Origin of the sequence: Convivina intestini (assembly GCF_003096575.1) — a bacterium.
GTDB lineage: Bacteria > Bacillota > Bacilli > Lactobacillales > Lactobacillaceae > Convivina > Convivina intestini.
In genome coordinates, this window is record NZ_QEKT01000001.1 from 56584 (window position 1) to 74248 (window position 17665).

A 17665-nucleotide genomic window follows, 5' to 3' on the forward strand; every position below is an offset into this window, starting at 1 on the left:
TCAATAAATGAGAGGGGAGTAGGATTATGAATGCAATACTAGCTGTACTGCTAGGTATTTGGGATTTCTTTGCTAAGAATATCTTGACCCAGCCAGCCTACATGATTGGTTTTATCGTGTTGATTGGTTATATGTTAGAGAAAAAGCCCTTTTATGATAGCTTGGCCGGCTTTTTGAAAGCAACGATTGGCTATATGATCTTGATTGTTGGATCCAATGGCCTGGTTACAAGCTTTCGACCAATTCTGGCGGGGTTAAAGGATCGTTTCCATCTAACTGCCACGGTGATTGACCCTTATTTTGGTCAAAATGCGGTTACTGAAGGAGTTATGAAGACTTTTGGTAAGTCCTTTGGGGATGTAATGGTGCTCTTGCTGATTGCCTTTGTCTTTAACATCTTGCTGGTGCGCTTTTCGAAATACACTAAGTTACGCGCAGTCTTTACCACTGGTAATGTCCAGGTCCAGCAAGCTGCCACAGCCTTTTGGATTATCTTGTTTGCCATTCCTAGCCTAGGCCGTATTGAAGTGCTCCTAGTTATGGGTCTGCTACTTGGTCTATACTGGGCCGTTGGTTCAAACATGACCATCAAGCCTATTCAAGAATTAACTGATGGTGGTGGCTTTGCCATTGCCCACCAGCAAATGTTTGGAATTGCCCTAGTAGCTTGGATTTCAGATAAGATGAAGTTTCATGCTGATAAAAAGGGTAATGATCAAGAAACGAAGCGTTTGGAAGATTATGAACTACCTGGTTTTCTACGTATTTTCAATGAAAACATGGTTGCGACGGCAATCTTAATGTTTGCCTTCTTCGGTATCATCATGCTGGTTTTGGGACGTGATTACTTTACAACCCTTTATGTAACTAGCCATGGGGCAACTGGTTTGGCTAAGGACGCTAGTTTCTTCTTCTACATCATGACGACTTCATTAAGCTTCGCGGTTAATTTGGCCATCTTGCAGTTAGGCGTGCGGACTTTCGTTGGTGAATTAACCGAAAGCTTTACCGGAATTAGTGACACAATTCTTCCTAACTCAGTTCCTGGTATTGATGTTGCCGCAACCTTCGCTTTTGGTGAACAAAACGCCGTGACAATTGGCTTCTTGTTTGGTGCCTTAGGACAGTTCCTAGCCATTGGCTCCTTGATGCTCTTCCATTCGCCAACTATTATTATTGCCGGATTTATCCCGCTCTTCTTTGATAACGCGGTCTTTGGTGTAATTGCCAATAACCGGGCGGGTGCTAAAGCAGCCATGATTCTACCATTCTTATCCGGTATTATTCAGGTCGTTGGTGCGGCCCTAATCGCCACTTGGATTGGTATGGCAAAGTATGGTGGCTACATTGGTATGTTCGATTGGGACACAGTTTGGCCAATGTTTACCGTTATTCTTAAGTACTTGGGTTATGTCGGTGTTGCCATCGTTGCAATTATCTTGTTGGCCATTCCACAATTGGAATACCGTAAGGACCCTAAGCACTACTTCTTAATGGTCGAAGACTACGAAGAGTACAAGGAACAAACGGAAAAGTAAATTATTGTTTTAAATAAAAAAGAATTGAGGAAATATATTATGAATATCTTAGTTGCCTGTGCAAATGGATCTGGAACCAGCTTGATGATGATGAAAAACGTTGAGAAATCAATGAAGAAGTTGGGTATTCCAGTTAGCAAGATTAATCACACAAGTATTGCCGAAGGTAAGTCAACGGCCGCTCAATATGACGCCGTCTTCACTCCTTTGAATTTCGTAGACATGTTTAAAGACGTTGCCGCTAAAGGTATTAAAGTTGTTGGGGTTAAGAATGTGATGAGTGAAAAAGAAATCACGCAACGCATCACTGACGAAACGAATTTCGAAGAAAAATATAAGAAGTAATTAAAAAAGTGGCTGGCAGTTAAAACTGTCAGCCACTTTTTTTGGAAATAAAATTAATAAATTGCATCACGGTATAGGCCAACCACTTTACCAAGAATAGAAACTTGATCTAGAATAATGGGTTCTAAACTATCATTTTCTGGTTGTAGACGGTAGTGATTAGCTTCGCGGAAGAAACGTTTAACCGTGGCTTCGTTGTCCTCATTCATCGCCACAACTACATCGCCGTTGTCGGCATTGGTTTGCTGACGAACAATCACTTTGTCGCCATCAAGAATACCAATTTTAATCATTGAATTACCACGGACATTTAACATAAAGAGGGAACCATCATATTGAACTAAATTATCCGGAATGGGGAAGAATTCAGTGGCTTCTTCTTCGACAGCTAAAATGGGTTGCCCGGCGGTAACTAAACCAAGCACGGGGATTTGCCCACTATTAGCTGAAACCCCTAAGATTTCTAACCCGGCCGCAGTAACTTCAATTGCCCGAGCCCGGGGCTTGTTGGCGTCTTTGGAGAGGTAACCCTTGTCTACTAAACGCTTAATGTGGCCGTGAATTGTGGAAGAAGAAGATAGACCAATTGCTTCGCCAATTTCACGCACAGTGGGCGGATAGCCATTTTTGCACTGGTTATCATGAATAAAGCGTAATACTTGAATTTGTTTACTGTCAGCGCTTTTAACCATAAAATCTTCCTTAACGTTTACTAATATACCAATATTACCGAAAAAACAGCAAAAAATCAAACATATGTTCGTTTTTCTGCTGTTTAGAGTTAAGCGGAGTATTAAGTGGCAATATGATATAATTATCTGGAAGTTTTCGATAAAAATAAAGGAGGACGGCTATGATTTACCTAGTTGGTATTTTAGCCTTAGCAGTTGGTTTAGTCGGAGGATTTTTCTTAGCTCGGATGACTATGAAGAGCTACTTAGCTAAGAACCCACCCATTTCAGAAGAGATGATGAAGTCAATGATGATGTCAATGGGTCAAAAGCCTTCACAAAAGAAGTTGAACCAAATGATGAGTCAAATGAAGCAACAAAGCCAAAAGGCACAAAAAAAATAAGCTCAACGGCTTATTTTTTTTGTGCTTTCGGATCGTGATATACCCAGTTAGGATTGACTTCTCGGTCTAATTCATCAAAACTAGCTTGGATTTGATCATTGTATTTGGTAATGACTTCTTCAGAAAGCTTTCCTTTGTTGTCAACGACAATCGGAGTACCAATATTAATTGTGGTATTATTGCGTTTGAACAAATGGCTAAACTTAACCGGTCCCTGATAAACGGCCGGGACAATCGCCTTGCCAGACATCCGCGCAATTAAAATTGTACCAGACTTAAGCTTGGCGCTGTGCCGGGAACCACTTGGAAACATTATCAGTGAACGATTGCCCTTGCGTAACTCTTTAACTGGGTATTTGATAACATTGGGGCCAACTTTTTTACGATCAACTGGGAAAGCTCCTAAGCTAGTGACCAGCCACCGCACCGGTGCGTGTTTGAAAATTTCAACCTTAGCCATAAAAATAAAGTGCTTGGGATAAGCAGCCATGGCGTACCAAACTGGATCCCACCAAGTCCGATGGGGACCAACTAAAATATAATTATCGTTTTGGGGTAAGCGGTCGCGATTCATATAACGAACCCGCCCAGTGACCAACCAAATCAAACCGGTAATTACGATTTTCATAAAATCATAAAATTTCATTATTATAGCTACCTTTCAATTACAATCCAACTAATTTTACTTATATTTGGGGTGAAACGCAAATGATTAATCCTGATTTACAGCCGGGAGAACGGCTTGATGGGCTACCCGCCCAAGATATTTACATTATTCAAAATCCAGACATGTTTTCATATTCTCTGGATGCGATTTTATTGGCTCATTTTGCCCAGGTTAAAGGGCGGGGACAGGGCTTAACCGTTGATTTAGGTGCTGGTACTGGGGCGGTTGGTCTTTTTTATGCACCTAAAACGGTTGGACCAGTCTATCTGGTTGAAATCCAAGCTCAATTAGCCGCTATGGCGCAACGCTCCGTGGTCCTTAACCGATTGCAAGACCGCGTACAAGTTCTCCAAGCAGATATGCAGGCTATTTTTGACGACATCCGCCCAGGTTCGGCTGAAGTGGTTTTGTCCAATCCGCCATATTTTCCATTAAATGAAACTACTAAAGTCAATGAAGATGAACATTATTTGCTAGCCCGACATGAAGTTTCAATTGATTTACCAGCCTTAGTTCAGGTGGCCAATAAATTACTGAAAAACAATGGCAAGTTTTATATGGTCCACCGACCGGAACGCTTGGCTGAGATTCTAGCGGCTTTAACTGCTCGTAAATTAATGCCCAAGCGGATTCAGTTTGTCTATGGAAAGGCTGACCGAGAAGCGAATATGGTCTTAATCGAAGCAATAAAATCCGGGCGTCCGGGTGGTGTCCGGATTATGCCACCTTTGGTTGCTTATCAGGACAATAACGAATACACAGCAGCAATGCATGAAATTTTGTATGGGACCGCCTGGCAATGATAAAAGAGTATTTTTTTTACGTGCTCTATACTGCAGATGGCTATTTTTATGGGGGTTATAGTGATAATGTTTATCGCCGTTTTTTAACCCACCAAGCTGGTAAAGGAGCTAAATTTACCCGCGTTAAAAGTCGACATCCCTTGCGCTTAATCTACTTTGAAAGTTTTGATAATCAGCATGATGCCCTACACGCTGAAGCAATGTTTAAAAAATTAGCCCGTGCTAAAAAGGAACTTTACCTACAAAGCCAGGGGGTCGACGTCAATATTTGGCTGAAATAAAAATAGGGAACTACCTACTTGTTTTTTATGTTTGATTTAGGTAAAATACATCTGTTGTGCAATGCAACCAAAATACACACGGTAGAGGAGAAGGCAGAGGTGCATCTATGATGTCGCTGCTAACCACGAATTTACCGGAGGATTAACCTAGGAGGCCTATTATGGCAGTTATTACAATGAAAGAACTCCTTGAAGCAGGAGTTCACTTCGGTCACCAGACTCGTCGCTGGAACCCAAAGATGGCACCGTTCATCTTTACAGAACGTAATGGTATTCACATTATTGACTTGCAAAAGACAGTTAAGTTGATTGATGAAGCCTACAACTTTATGCGTAACGCATCAGCTGATGGCGCTACTTTCCTTTTTGTTGGTACTAAGAAGCAAGCTTCAGATGCAATTGCTGAAGAAGCTGCTCGTGCCGGTCAATTCTACATCAACCACCGTTGGTTGGGTGGAACTTTGACTAACTGGAACACAATTAAGACGCGTGTACAACGTCTTAAGGACTTGAAGGCTATGGCTGAAGATGGTACTTTCGAACGTCTTCCTAAGAAGGAAGTTGTTTTGTTGAACAAGCAACGTGAAAAGTTGGAAAAGTTCTTGGGTGGTATCGAAGACATGCAAGAATTACCAGACGTTTTGTTTGTTGTTGACCCTAAGAAAGAAGAAATCGCTGTGAAGGAAGCTAACATGCTTAACATTCCAGTGGTTGCTATGATCGATACTAACGCTGATCCTGACGTTGTTGACGTTAAGATTCCAGCTAACGATGACGCTATCCGTGCCATCCGTTTGATCACGGCTAAGATGGCTGATGCTGTTATCGAAGGCCGTCAAGGTGAAGATGGCAATGCTGAAGCGGTTTTCATCGAAGGTGATGACCAAACAGAGTCAATTGAAGAAATTACTAACATTGTTGAAAAAGACAACTAAGGTTTAAGCCTTAATTTGCCGTTCCGGTGGACCTGTTTGGGACGCGGAACGGCCTTTTTTTATGATATAATAACACCTAGTTAATGTTTAAATTAAAGGAGTATTACAAATGGCAGTTACTGCAAAGTTAGTTAAGGAACTACGTGACAAGACTTCCGTAGGAATGATGGACGCTAAGAAGGCTTTGGTTGAAGCTGAAGGTGACATCGAAAAGGCAATTGATTTGCTACGTGAAAAGGGTATGGCCAAGGCTGCCAAGAAGGGTGACCGTGTCGCTGCTGAAGGTATGACTTATGTTGCTACTGATGGTAACAAGGGTGCCGTAATCGAATTAAACTCTGAAACTGATTTCGTTGCTGGTAACGCAGAATTTAACGATTTGCTTTTGGCCGTTACTAATGCCATTGTGACTTACGAGCCTAAGGATGTTGAAGAAGCTTTGCAGCTTAAGATTGATGAATCTGGTCAAACTGTGAACGATAAGATTATCAACGTTTCTCAGATTACTGGAGAAAAGATTACTTTGCGTCGTTTCGCTGTTGTCAACAAGACTGACGACCAAACTTTCGGGGCTTACTCACACATGGCTGGTTCAATCTCAGCTTTGGTTGTTTTGGATGGCGGTAACGAACAAACAGCCCGTGATGTTGCCATGCACGTAGCTGCAATCTCACCTAAGTATGTTTCTGATGACCAAGTACCAGCCGATGTTGTTGCCAAGGAAAAGGAAGTTCAAATGGCTTCTGAAGACTTGAATGGTAAGCCTGATAACATTAAGGAAAAGATGGTTCAAGGTCGTATCAAGAAGTTCTTGGCCGACATTACTTTGTTGGACCAACCATTTGTTAAGAACGGTGATCAAACTGTTGCCGAATTCGTTGCTGCTAACAACGGTAAGGTTGTTTCTTTTGTTCGTTACCAAGTTGGTGATGGTATCGAAAAGCAAACTACTGACCTTGCTGAAGAAGTTGCTAAGCAATTGGGTAAGTAATTCCTTTCTAAGTGCACCGTTGCTGGTGCGCTTTTTTAATGCAATTAATCCGGGTTCTTTGTTATAATATTAGCAGCAATGAAAGAGGTTATGATGACTGACAGAAAGTATAAGCGTGTGTTAATGAAGCTGTCTGGGGAAGCCTTGGCCGGTGATCAAGGTCAAGGAATTGATCTAAAGACAGTTAATGAAATTGCCGCTGAATTAAAAGAAGTCCACGATTTAGGTACACAAATTGCCATCGTTGTTGGTGGTGGAAACCTGTGGCGCGGAGAACCAGCTGCCAAGGTTGGTATGGAACGTTCACGAGCTGATTACACAGGAATGTTGGGTACAACTATGAATGCCCTTGTCCTTCAAGATGCTTTGGAGCGGATGGGGGTTGACACCCGGGTTCAAACAGCAATCACCATGCAACAGGTTGCCGAACCTTATATTCGTGGTCGGGCTATCCGTCATTTGGAAAAGGGACGCATTGTGATTTTTGCGGCCGGTGTTGGTTCACCGTACTTCTCAACCGATACGGCAGCGGCCTTGCGGGCTAATGAAATTAATGCAGATGCGATTTTGATGGCTAAAAATGGTGTTGATGGGGTTTATGATGATGATCCTCGTACTAACCCAGAAGCCCACAAGTTTGACACTTTGACTCATTTGGACATCTTGAAGAAGGGTCTTAAGGTCATGGATTCAACGGCAAGTTCACTTTCCATGGAAAATAACATGCCTTTGGTGGTCTTTAACCTTAATCAATCAGGTAATATTAAACGCGTTATCATGGGTGAACCCATTGGTACAACAGTTGTAGGAGGAAAGTAATGGCTTTTGATTTTTCTAAGGCAAAGGAACGTATGCACGGTGCCCAAGAAGCACTTCGCCGCGAGTTGGCTGATATTCGCACTGGACGTGCTAATCCTAACATTTTAAACCGAGTTCAAGTTGAATATTATGGGGCTATGGTGCCCTTAAACCAAGTGGCCTCAATTTCGGTGCCAGAAGCTCGCTTGTTATTGATTACGCCTTTTGATAAGAGTGCATTGGAAGCAATTGTTACTGCGATTAATATGTCTGATTTGGGTTTAAACCCAGCTAGTGATGGGACAATTGTTCGTTTAGCAATTCCACAAATGACTGAAGAGCGTCGTAAGGAATTGGTTAAAGAGGTTAAGGCTGAGGCTGAAAAGGCTAAGGTTGCCATTCGTAATGTCCGCCGTGACGTAATGGATGACATCAAAAAAGATAAAGAATTGACTGAAGATCAAGTGCACGATGCTGAAGATCAGGCGCAAAAGTTGACTGATGACAACACCAAGGCCGTTGATACTATTGCTAGTGACAAGGAAAAGGAATTGATGACGATTTAATCTTTTCTTGATTTTTAGCAGGAAACTATTCATAATGTAATTAATTTAGTTCTTAGCATTGATTGGGCTTGGCAACCTAGGAGTTGAGAACAATTCGAGTGCTGAATCTTTGATTCAGAAATCAGGTGGAACCGCGCGTAAGCGTCCTGATGTCAGTTTTGACATTGGGATGACTTAGGCGTTTTTTTTATGAATAGAGAGGGGAATCATGGCTAAGATAAAATATCATTTACGCTCGGCAACCGAATTAGTTTTGGATGAAGCGGCTCAGGCTGGCGATTTAATTGATTTAAAAGACGAACAGAAAATTGATACGGCAGGTTTGTCCGATGAATTGAATCGCGATTTTGAACAACGCTTAGCCCAGCAAAAAAAGATCTGGCAGGAAGAACAAGCACCAATTATTGAGGCCCAAAAAGGGCAGGTTCAAAAAGATGAGCACCTAAAAGCACTAGAAATACAAGGTCAACAAAAAGAAAAGATTGCGCTTTTAGAAGCCCAAATTAAAAACATCCAGGAAAATACTGAGACCAAGGTCAAAGAAGCCATCTCTCAAAATGAGTTAGCTCATAACCAAGCCCTAACAACCAAAGATCAACAAATTACGGCGCTTGAAAAGGACATGATTCAAATTAAGAGTGAGCTGGCTAATCAAGCTAAAACTCAGGAGCTAGAAGTTGTCACAGTTAAAAATGACTATGAGGCTAAGTTAAAGGCGGCCAACGAACAAGTTGAGTTTTATAAGGACTTTAAAGCGCGCCAGTCTACCAAGGAAATTGGGGAAAGCTTAGAAGAATACGCTCATCAGGAATTTAACAAGATTCGGCCCTATGCCTTTCCTAATGCCTATTTTGAAAAAGATAATGAGGTATCGCGTCAAAGTGGATCTAAAGGGGATTTTATTTTCCGTGATTATCAAAATGGCTTGGAGTTTATCTCAATCATGTTTGATATGAAAAATGAAGCTGATACAACTGCGGCTAAGCATAAAAATGCTGATTTTTTCAAAGAGTTAGATAAAGATCGCCGGGAAAAAAAGACTGAATATGCCGTTTTGGTTTCAATGCTAGAAGCTGATAGTGACTACTATAATACGGGAATCGTGCAGGTGAGTGATTACGAAAAAATGTATGTTATTCGTCCTCAGTTCTTTATTCAATTTATTGGAATTTTGCGTAATGCGGCCTTAAATTCAGTTTCTTACCAGCAGGAACTAGCAGCCATGCGCGAGCAAAACTTAGACATTACTCACTTTGAAGATAATATTGAAAAATTCAAGGTTGGTTTTTCTAAAAATTACACTTCGTATTCCAAAAATGTACAAGAGGCTTTGAAGAGTATTGATAAATCAATTGCTCGAATGGAAGATGTTAAGAAGCAATTAACAACTTCTGAAAATCAATTACGCTTAGCCAATAATAAGTTAGATGACGTCAGTGTTAAAAAACTAACCCGAGGTAATCCAACCATGCAGGCTAAGTTTGCCAGCCTTAAGTCGCAAGAAGAGCGTTGATGACTCATTAGGAAAAATTAAAGGAAAAATTATGACTGAAAAAAAGCATTCATTACAAGATATTATTTTGATTTTACAGGAGTTTTGGGCTAGCCGAGGAGCTAACCTAATGCAAGCCTACGATAATGAAGTCGGCGCTGGTACCCAAAGTCCCTATACTTTCTTACGGGCCAATGGACCAGAACCTTGGCATGCTGCCTATGTACAGCCATCGCGTCGACCAGCCGATGGTCGTTATGGTGACAATCCGAACCGTTTGTTCCAACATCATCAATTCCAAGTGGTGATGAAGCCTTCGCCTGATGATATTCAAGAACTTTATCTGGCTTCTTTGGAAGCGTTGGGAATTGATCCGTTAGAACATGATATCCGTTTTGTTGAGGATAACTGGGAAAACCCTTCAATGGGGGCTGCTGGGATTGGTTGGGAAGTATGGTTGGATGGAATGGAAGTTACCCAATTTACCTACTTCCAACAGGTCGGTGGTATCGAAGTGGATTCTGTTACTGCCGAAATTACCTATGGATTAGAACGTTTGGCATCTTACATCCAAGATGTGCCTACGGTTTATGACTTGGAGTGGGGCCATGGTGTTTTGTATGGTGATATTTTCAAAGAGCCAGAATATGAGCATTCTAAGTATGCTTTTGAAGAATCTAATCAAGACATGCTTTTACGCCATTTTGATGATTATGAAGGCGAGGCAACTCGTTTGTTGGATCTAGGTCTAGTTCACCCAGCCTATGACTATATTTTAAAGTCATCGCATACCTTTAATTTACTAGATGCCCGTGGAACGGTTTCAGTCACTGAACGTGCTGGTTACCTGCACCGTATTCGGACCATGGCTCGTAAAGTTTCTAAAGTCTTTATTGAAGAACGAGCAAAGTTGGGCTTTCCTTTATTAAAGGATCAAGATTTACGTGAAAAGTATTTGGGCAGTCATGGAAAGTACACCCGTCAGGAGAATAACTAATGGCAACATTTATATTAGAAATCGGCTTAGAAGAAGTACCGGCACATTTGGTAACTAGTTCAGAAGCGCAATTATTACAGCGAGTTCGTGATTTTATGGCTGACCATCGTTTGTCATACGGTCAATTAAAGGGCCTGTCAACACCTCGACGTTTGGCAGTCCAAATCACCGACCTAGCTGCTGAATCAGAAAGTATCAGTGAAGAAAAACGTGGGCCAGCCATTGAGCGGGCTAAGGATGCTGAGGGTAATTGGTCTAAAGCAGCCCAGGGTTTTGCTCGCGGACAGGGTACAATGCCAGAAAACTTAACGCAGCGTGACGGCTATGTCTGGTTTAATAAAGTTTTGCCTGGCGAACCAGCGGCTGATATTTTGGCTAAGTTGGGTGATGAAGTGGTCATGCAAATGAAATTTACCACTTACATGAAGTGGGGAAACCATGACTTCTTGTATGTTCGACCAATTCGCTGGTTAGTAGCCATGTTGGACCGGCAAGTGATTGATTTCTCGGTTTTGGATGTTAAGACTGGTAATACCACTCGTGGACACCGCTTCTTGTCCGATGGTGACGTAGTTATTCCAACTGCTAATGACTATCAACAAAGCTTGGAGCAGGCTTTTGTTTTGGCGGATGCTTCAGTTCGTAAGCAAAAGATTATGGCTCAATTAACAGCCATTGCTCAAGAAAATCACTGGCAACTAGATTTGGATTCAAAAGCAGCTCAAGATTTGCTAGAAGAAGTGAATAATATTGTGGAGTGGCCCACCGCCTTTGCCGGTAACTTTGCGGATAAGTACCTGGCCCTACCAAAGGAAGTTTTGATTACTTCTATGCGCGAACACCAGCGTTTCTTCTTTGTGATTGATCAAGCCGGAGAATTGCTACCACACTTCCTTTCTGTCCGTAATGGGAACGACCAGCATCTTGATAATGTGATTGCTGGAAATGAAAAGGTGCTAGTAGCTCGTTTGGAAGATGCTGAGTTCTTCTACCAAGAAGATCAGCAAAAGACGATTGCTGATTACATGGAACGGGTTAAGAAATTGGTCTTCCATGAAAAGATTGGTACAGTCTATGAGCACATGCAACGGGTTGGCCAATTAGCTGCTATGTTAGCTCAACATTTGCAACTATCTGAGGATGAAACCAAAGCCTTGCAGCGTGCTGCTCAAATTTATAAGTTTGATTTGATGACCGGTATGGTCGGTGAATTTGATGAATTACAGGGCATTATGGGTGAACACTATGCCAACCTCTTTGGCGAAGAAGCCGCCGTGGGACAGGCAATTCGCGAACACTACCTACCTATTGCAGCTGATGGCGTGGTGGCTCAAAGTAACGTTGGGGCAGTGTTGGCACTGGCTGATAAGCTGGATGCCATTGTGACCTTCTTTGCAGCTGATATGGTACCAACTGGATCAAATGATCCTTACGGGTTGCGTCGAGCAGCCAGTGGAATTGTCCGGACTTTAGAAAGTAAGGGCTGGCAGTTGGATCTATTGGCAATTTTGAGTAAATATAAGCAAAATAATTTGCCAGTGGCTGATACTAATTTGGAAAAAGTGATTGACTTTATGACTGATCGCTTGCGCAAACAGGCCTTGGATCAAGGTATTCGGGCTGATATTGTTTCAGCTGGAACGGCTAATGTTGTTACAGGTAACTTTGTTTATGTCGCTGATCGTACTCAGGTGTTAAGCCAACATGCCGATGATGCGAACTTTAGGGCTGTCATTGAAGCTTTGACCCGTGTTAGTCGTTTGGCAGCTAAGCAAGCTAGCGATGCAGCAGTTGAGCCAGACTTATTAGTTAATGATGCTGAAAAGCAGTTGTACCAGGCAACTAAGGAGCTTAATCTCAAGGATTTGACTCAGACTGGTGCGCAGGCCTTGTATGAAGCCTTGGCTGCTTTGCAGGCACCAATTGCCGCCTATTTTGAAGCAACAATGGTTAATGATGATGACCAGGCCATTCGGGCTAACCGTTATGCTCAGTTAAATCAAATTAGTCGTTTGATTGCCGGTATGGGTGACTTGGAAGAAATCGTAATCAAGTAAGGCTTTGACCGTACTATTTATTGGCACAAGTATCACCTTGTGCCTTTTTCATGTAAAATAGAAGCAGGATTAAACTTTAAACAGACGGAGCAAGTATGGCAGAAATTAAGATTGACCAACTCAAAGAGCGACAAAAGCGGATCCGGAATTTCTCGATTGTGGCCCACATTGATCATGGGAAATCAACTATCGCTGACCGAATTTTGGAGCAAACACATACAGTGGCTGAACGCGATATGCAACAGCAATTGCTCGATACCATGGATTTAGAACGGGAACGCGGGATCACCATTAAGTTAAATGCCGTTGAAGTTCATTACGATGCCAACGATGGGCAAACCTATATTTTTCATTTGATTGATACCCCCGGGCACGTTGATTTTTCCTATGAGGTGTCACGTTCTTTGGCTGCCGCGGAAGGGGCAATTTTAGTCGTCGATGCCTCTCAGGGAGTCGAAGCCCAGACCTTAGCCAATGTTTACTTGGCCCTTGATAATGAACTAGAAATTTTACCAGTTATTAATAAGATTGACTTGCCAGCAGCTGACCCGCAAAAAGTCCAAAAAGAAATTGAAGACGTGATTGGCATTGATGCTTCTGGAGCAGTCATGGTTTCGGCTAAGCAGGGAATTGGTATTCCGGAATTATTGGAACGGATTGTTAGTGATTTTCCTGCACCAGAAGGTGATTTGGAAGCACCATTGCGGGCTTTAATATTTGATTCCCAGTATGATTCTTACCGGGGCGTGGTGGTCAATATCCGGGTTCGAGAGGGTGTGGTTAAGCCTGGCGACCGGATTAAGATGATGAACACCGGTGCTGAATATGAGGTTACGGAAGTCGGGGTCATGTCACCGAATGCCCAAAAGCGTGATTATCTAATGGCTGGTGATGTTGGCTACCTGACGGCTTCGATTAAGGATATTCACACGACCCATTCCGGTGATACAATCACCTCGGTTCAAAATCCCGCCCAAGAAGCTTTGCCGGGTTATCAACCGATGACCCCGATGGTCTACTCGGGGTTGTATCCATCTGATAACGCCCGTTATGGTGATTTGCGCGAAGCTTTGGAGAAGTTACAGTTAAATGATGCGGCTTTGACCTTTGAGCCGGAAACATCCCAGGCCCTAGGATTTGGTTATCGTGTTGGTTTCTTAGGCCTCTTGCACATGGATGTCATTCAGGAACGACTCGAACGTGAATTTGATTTGGACCTAGTTACCACGGCACCTTCGGTTACTTACCGAGTGAAAACAGTCGATGGGGAAGTATTATCGATTGAAAACCCATCGGAATTACCAGAATCACAACAAATCAAAGAGATTGAAGAACCCTATATTCACGCTCAAATCATGGTACCTAACGAATATGTCGGATCAGTCATGGAGCTTGCTCAGCGTAAACGGGGCGAATTTGATACCTTAGAATATTTGGATGAAAACCGGGTTAACGTTAAATATTACATGCCGTTATCGGAAATTATTTTTAACTTCTTTGACAAGTTGAAGTCAAATACGCGTGGTTATGCCTCACTAGATTACGATTTAGCTGGTTATCGACCATCTGATTTGGTTAAGATTGATATTCTTCTAAATGGCAGTAAGGTCGATGCCTTGAGCTTTATCGTCCATCGTGACTTTGCCGTTGAACGGGGGCGGATTATTACGGCCAAGTTAAAGGAAATTATTCCCCGGCAAAACTTTGAAATTCCAGTTCAAGCCGCAATTGGTAACAAAATATTGGCCCGGACAAACATCAAGGCTTATCGTAAGGATGTTACCGCTAAAATCCATACGGGAGATCCAGACCGACGAGCTAAATTGTTGGATAAACAAAAGCGTGGGAAAGCCCGAATGAAGGATGTTGGTACCGTAAGTGTGCCACAAGAAGCCTTTATGGCAGTTTTGAAAACCGATGATGATGAAAAATTTGCTCGTGGTAATTAAATTAATTACTGAATTTAAAATAGCTAGAGGAGAAATAGCATGTCAATTCTGACACCATTTAAAAATTTAATGCAGCGCTTCCAACCCAAGATGATGGCGGTTGGAATTAACCATAATGCTGAGCTGTCTGAAAAAGATGCCTTCATTAGCCGTCAAATTCCAAAGCCTAAGCCAGCCGAAGGAGAATTATTAGTTAAAATTAGTGCTAGTTCGGTTAATCCGATTGATATTAAAACGCGGGTAAATTATCACTTAGATGGTATTTTTAAAGTATTAGGTTTAGACGCCGTTGGTGAAGTTGAAGCTCTTGGTAAAAACGTTGATGATTTTGTGGTTGGCGACCAGGTCTTTTATACTGGAACGCAACCTCAAATTGGAACTAATGCTCAATATCAAGTGATTAAAGCAGCCTTGGTGGCTCATGCCCCACGTGAATTATCAGCCAGTCAAGCAGCCGCTATGCCACTGACATCGATTACGGCCTATGATATTTTGCATCAAGCTTTTGGTTTGACCGTGGAACGGGACAGTGTCCAAGATAAAACATTATTGATTATTAATGGTGCGGGTGGCGTTGGATCAATTTTAATTCAATTGGCCAAATACATCGGTTTGACAGTTATCGCTACGGCAGGTAATAAAGAATCAAGAGCTTGGGAAGAAGGCTTAGGTGCCGACCATGTTTTGGACTATCATGAAGATTTGGCCGGACAATTGAGTAAATTGGGTTATCCCAAAGTTGATTATATTGCCAACTTACAAGATACGGATGCCTATTGGGATTTGATGGTGAATACCATTAAGCCCTTTGGTCGTATTGCTGGCATTGTAACTAATACGAAGCCAGTTGATATTGGGGCTTTGAAAGAAATTGGCGCTCAATTTACATGGGTCTTTATCCTAGCTCGTGGTAACTTCAATCATAATTTGCAGGAACAGGGCGATATTTTAACAAAGATTGCCACCTTACTGGATGAAGGTGAGTTGAAGTCAACGGCTACTAAGTTCTACCAAGGACTTAGTGTTGAGTCTTTAAAGCAGGCTACTAAAATTGTTGAAGGCCATCATACTCTGGGTAAGGTTGTGATTGACTATCAAGAGGATGAGCAATGACTTGGGTTGCGCTAACCTATCATGTACCAGTCGATAGTGCTGAGCTGGTGGCTGATGCTTTAGTTAGTAATGGTGCTACGGGTGTTGAGTTAGCTGATCAAGAACAGACGGTTGATTTAACGGTTTATTTGGAAGAAAATGATGATTTTAGGCAAAATTATCAAAAATTTGACCAAGCCTTAAAGAACCTGCAAGCAACAGGCCTATTCTTACCGGAAATTACGCCCAGTCAAAGGCAATTGGAGCCCAGTGATTGGGAAAACAACTGGAAAGAATACTACCATGCTAGTCGGATTACTCGGCAGTTAACGGTAGTGCCGGCCTGGGAAGATTATCAACGGCAACAAAGTGATGAAAAATTAATTATCATGGATCCAGAGACCGCCTTTGGTACCGGTACACATCCGACCACTTCTTTGATGTTACAAGTTGTCGAGACGATTGTGCGTGGTGGTGAAAAAGTACTTGATGTCGGGACTGGCTCAGGAGTTTTGGCGATTGCTGCTAAATTATTAGGGGTCGATTACGTTTTAGGGACTGATATTGACCAAGCGGCCGTGACAACGGCACAACAGAATTTAAACCTTAATCCAGTAGCACAAGATGTTGATTTAGTAGTATCTGATTTATTAAAGCAAGTACCTGATTATGATTTTGACATCATTATGGCCAATATTTTAGCTGATGTAATTGAACCACTGATTCCCCAGGCCAAGGAGCATCTAGTTGCTGGGGGATATTTCTTAGTTTCTGGTATTTATGAAGACCAGGCGGCAATGATTGAAAAGAACCTCCTAAATCAAGGATTCAAGATGGTTGAACGCTTAAATCGAGGTCCGTGGTACGCTTACATTACCCAAAAGGAAGGCTAGTCGTGCAACGTTATTTCTTAAATCAAACGCTCGATACTAATCAATTTGAATTGGTAAAGGATACTGATACTTACCAACATTTTGGTCGAGTGTTACGCGCTAAAGTTGGCAGTCAGGCTGAGTTTGTGGATCAACAACAGCGTTTAGTGGTTGCTAAGGTTGATTCAATCGATGCTGAAAAAATGGCCTTGACCATTGTCAAAGAGTTGCATCAGCAGGTCGAACTACCGGTGGCAGTCACTTTGGTGGTGTCTCCTTTAAAAAACGATCGTTCGGATTGGCTCGTACAAAAAGCAACCGAGCTAGGTGTTAGTCGGATTGTTTTTACTAGAATGGCTCGTTCGGTGGTCGACTGGCAAAAACAAGCGGCAAAAAAACAAGTTCGACTGGAAAAAATTGCTTTGGCGGCTGCCCAACAGTCTCACCGCTTAGTAGTCGCTAAAATTGACTTACTAAAAGTGGAACAGGCTTTGCAAATTAAAGCCGATATGGCTTTAGTCGCTTGGGAAGAGTCGGCTAAAGAGGGCGAAAGTAGTCGTTTTGTCCAAGAAATTAGTACTTTAAAAACTGGTCAATCACTGTGCCTGTGGTTTGGTCCTGAAGGGGGATTGAGCTCATATGAAATCCAGCAGTTGGTGCAGGCTGATTATAAGCCGGTTGGCCTCGGTCCTCGAATTTTACGGGCTGAAACTGCCCCAATTTATGCCTTGTCAGGTATCAGCGTTTTGACGGAATTACAATAATCCGGCAATTTAATTTGGCATTTTAAGGAAGTAGATCTTCATGAAAAAAATTTTACGCCGTTTTGAAATACAGCAGTTATTCTTAATGATTATTTTGGCCTATGGCTTACCTCAATTAGGAGATTGGTTGGGTTGGTATGGGGTAACCCCGATTGTATGGATTTTCTTTATCCTAAACGGTGGTTATGCTCTGTACTTTGGTTGGCAAATTCGCAAGCATGGTCTATCGCCGCTGTGGTTGGTAGTTCAGCCTTTAATTTTTGCCTTACTAACCACACTGTTATTGAATTTAGTTTCAAATCAATATGGTTATTACTTTAGTTTATTTTACTTAATTTTGAGTCTATTTACTTTCTTGCGTGATACACGCGATGATCCGGATGAAAATTTTGTATCAGTTGAAAATGGTTTTCACGATTTAGGCAATTGATTTTACGGCGCGA

Annotated in this window: 19 protein-coding genes; 17 read left to right on the forward strand and 2 right to left on the reverse strand. The window is 42.1% G+C overall.

What is annotated here, in order from left to right; all coding sequences use genetic code 11:
- Positions 1-26 precede the first annotated feature (26 nt).
- Together C7384_RS00275 and C7384_RS00280 are read left to right on the forward strand one after the other, a co-directional pair.
- Entirely contained in the window at positions 27-1538 is a 1512-nt protein-coding gene (locus tag C7384_RS00275; RefSeq protein WP_089937280.1) for a PTS ascorbate transporter subunit IIC, read from the forward strand.
- A gap of 39 nt (positions 1539-1577) precedes the next feature.
- Positions 1578-1883 carry a PTS sugar transporter subunit IIB gene (locus C7384_RS00280; protein WP_089937282.1) on the forward strand — a complete coding sequence of 102 codons (306 nt, stop codon included), beginning with the start codon at positions 1578-1580 and terminating at the stop codon, positions 1881-1883.
- Between the two features lie 53 nt (positions 1884-1936).
- Here C7384_RS00280 and lexA read toward each other — a convergent pair whose 3' ends face one another.
- Positions 1937-2575: a transcriptional repressor LexA gene (gene lexA / locus C7384_RS00285; protein ID WP_089937286.1), complete on the reverse strand. Its 639-nt coding sequence runs from the start codon at positions 2573-2575 to the stop codon at positions 1937-1939.
- A gap of 161 nt (positions 2576-2736) precedes the next feature.
- Here lexA and C7384_RS00290 point away from each other — a divergent pair, with 161 nt between their 5' ends.
- Positions 2737-2958, forward strand: a complete 222-nt coding sequence (locus C7384_RS00290; protein WP_089937288.1) for a YneF family protein — start codon at positions 2737-2739, stop codon at positions 2956-2958.
- Between the two features lie 10 nt (positions 2959-2968).
- Here C7384_RS00290 and C7384_RS00295 read toward each other — a convergent pair whose 3' ends face one another.
- The gene (locus tag C7384_RS00295) at positions 2969-3604 is read right to left on the reverse strand and encodes a lysophospholipid acyltransferase family protein (protein WP_089937289.1); all 636 of its coding nucleotides are present in this window, start codon (positions 3602-3604) and stop codon (positions 2969-2971) included.
- 62 nt (positions 3605-3666) lie between these two features.
- Between C7384_RS00295 and C7384_RS00300 the strand changes: the two genes are divergently transcribed.
- From C7384_RS00300 to C7384_RS00365, 14 genes are all read left to right on the forward strand, one after another.
- Positions 3667-4428, forward strand: a complete 762-nt coding sequence (locus tag C7384_RS00300; RefSeq protein WP_089937292.1) for a tRNA1(Val) (adenine(37)-N6)-methyltransferase — start codon at positions 3667-3669, stop codon at positions 4426-4428.
- On the forward strand, positions 4425-4709 hold the full coding sequence (locus C7384_RS00305) for a GIY-YIG nuclease family protein (RefSeq protein ID WP_176760682.1): 285 nt from the start codon (positions 4425-4427) through the stop codon (positions 4707-4709). Before C7384_RS00300 ends, C7384_RS00305 begins: the two co-directional genes overlap by 4 nt.
- Before the next feature lie 161 nt (positions 4710-4870).
- Entirely contained in the window at positions 4871-5644 is a 774-nt protein-coding gene (gene rpsB, locus C7384_RS00310; protein ID WP_089937294.1) for a 30S ribosomal protein S2, read from the forward strand.
- A 109-nt stretch (positions 5645-5753) separates the two neighbouring features.
- The gene (gene tsf / locus C7384_RS00315; RefSeq protein ID WP_089937296.1) at positions 5754-6635 is read left to right on the forward strand and encodes a translation elongation factor Ts; all 882 of its coding nucleotides are present in this window, start codon (positions 5754-5756) and stop codon (positions 6633-6635) included.
- 93 nt (positions 6636-6728) lie between these two features.
- A complete protein-coding gene (pyrH, locus tag C7384_RS00320; RefSeq protein ID WP_089937297.1) occupies positions 6729-7454 on the forward strand; it encodes a UMP kinase in 726 nt (241 codons plus the stop codon).
- On the forward strand, positions 7454-7999 hold the full coding sequence (gene frr / locus C7384_RS00325; protein WP_089937299.1) for a ribosome recycling factor: 546 nt from the start codon (positions 7454-7456) through the stop codon (positions 7997-7999). The genes pyrH and frr overlap by 1 nt, the downstream gene beginning before the upstream one ends.
- Before the next feature lie 208 nt (positions 8000-8207).
- Entirely contained in the window at positions 8208-9512 is a 1305-nt protein-coding gene (locus C7384_RS00330; RefSeq protein WP_089937301.1) for a DUF2130 domain-containing protein, read from the forward strand.
- Between the two features lie 31 nt (positions 9513-9543).
- On the forward strand, positions 9544-10488 hold the full coding sequence (gene glyQ / locus C7384_RS00335) for a glycine--tRNA ligase subunit alpha (RefSeq protein ID WP_089937303.1): 945 nt from the start codon (positions 9544-9546) through the stop codon (positions 10486-10488).
- Positions 10488-12545: a glycine--tRNA ligase subunit beta gene (glyS, locus tag C7384_RS00340; RefSeq protein WP_089937305.1), complete on the forward strand. Its 2058-nt coding sequence runs from the start codon at positions 10488-10490 to the stop codon at positions 12543-12545. The genes glyQ and glyS overlap by 1 nt, the downstream gene beginning before the upstream one ends.
- 95 nt (positions 12546-12640) lie before the next feature.
- On the forward strand, positions 12641-14494 hold the full coding sequence (gene lepA, locus C7384_RS00345; RefSeq protein WP_089937307.1) for a translation elongation factor 4: 1854 nt from the start codon (positions 12641-12643) through the stop codon (positions 14492-14494).
- A gap of 39 nt (positions 14495-14533) precedes the next feature.
- Positions 14534-15607, forward strand: a complete 1074-nt coding sequence (locus C7384_RS00350; protein WP_089937309.1) for a zinc-binding alcohol dehydrogenase family protein — start codon at positions 14534-14536, stop codon at positions 15605-15607.
- On the forward strand, positions 15604-16479 hold the full coding sequence (prmA, locus tag C7384_RS00355) for a 50S ribosomal protein L11 methyltransferase (protein ID WP_089937311.1): 876 nt from the start codon (positions 15604-15606) through the stop codon (positions 16477-16479). The genes C7384_RS00350 and prmA overlap by 4 nt, the downstream gene beginning before the upstream one ends.
- A 2-nt stretch (positions 16480-16481) precedes the next feature.
- Positions 16482-17222, forward strand: a complete 741-nt coding sequence (locus C7384_RS00360; protein WP_089937313.1) for an RsmE family RNA methyltransferase — start codon at positions 16482-16484, stop codon at positions 17220-17222.
- A gap of 40 nt (positions 17223-17262) precedes the next feature.
- A complete protein-coding gene (locus C7384_RS00365) occupies positions 17263-17652 on the forward strand; it encodes a hypothetical protein (RefSeq protein WP_089937315.1) in 390 nt (129 codons plus the stop codon).
- The last annotated feature ends 13 nt before the right edge of the window (positions 17653-17665 follow it).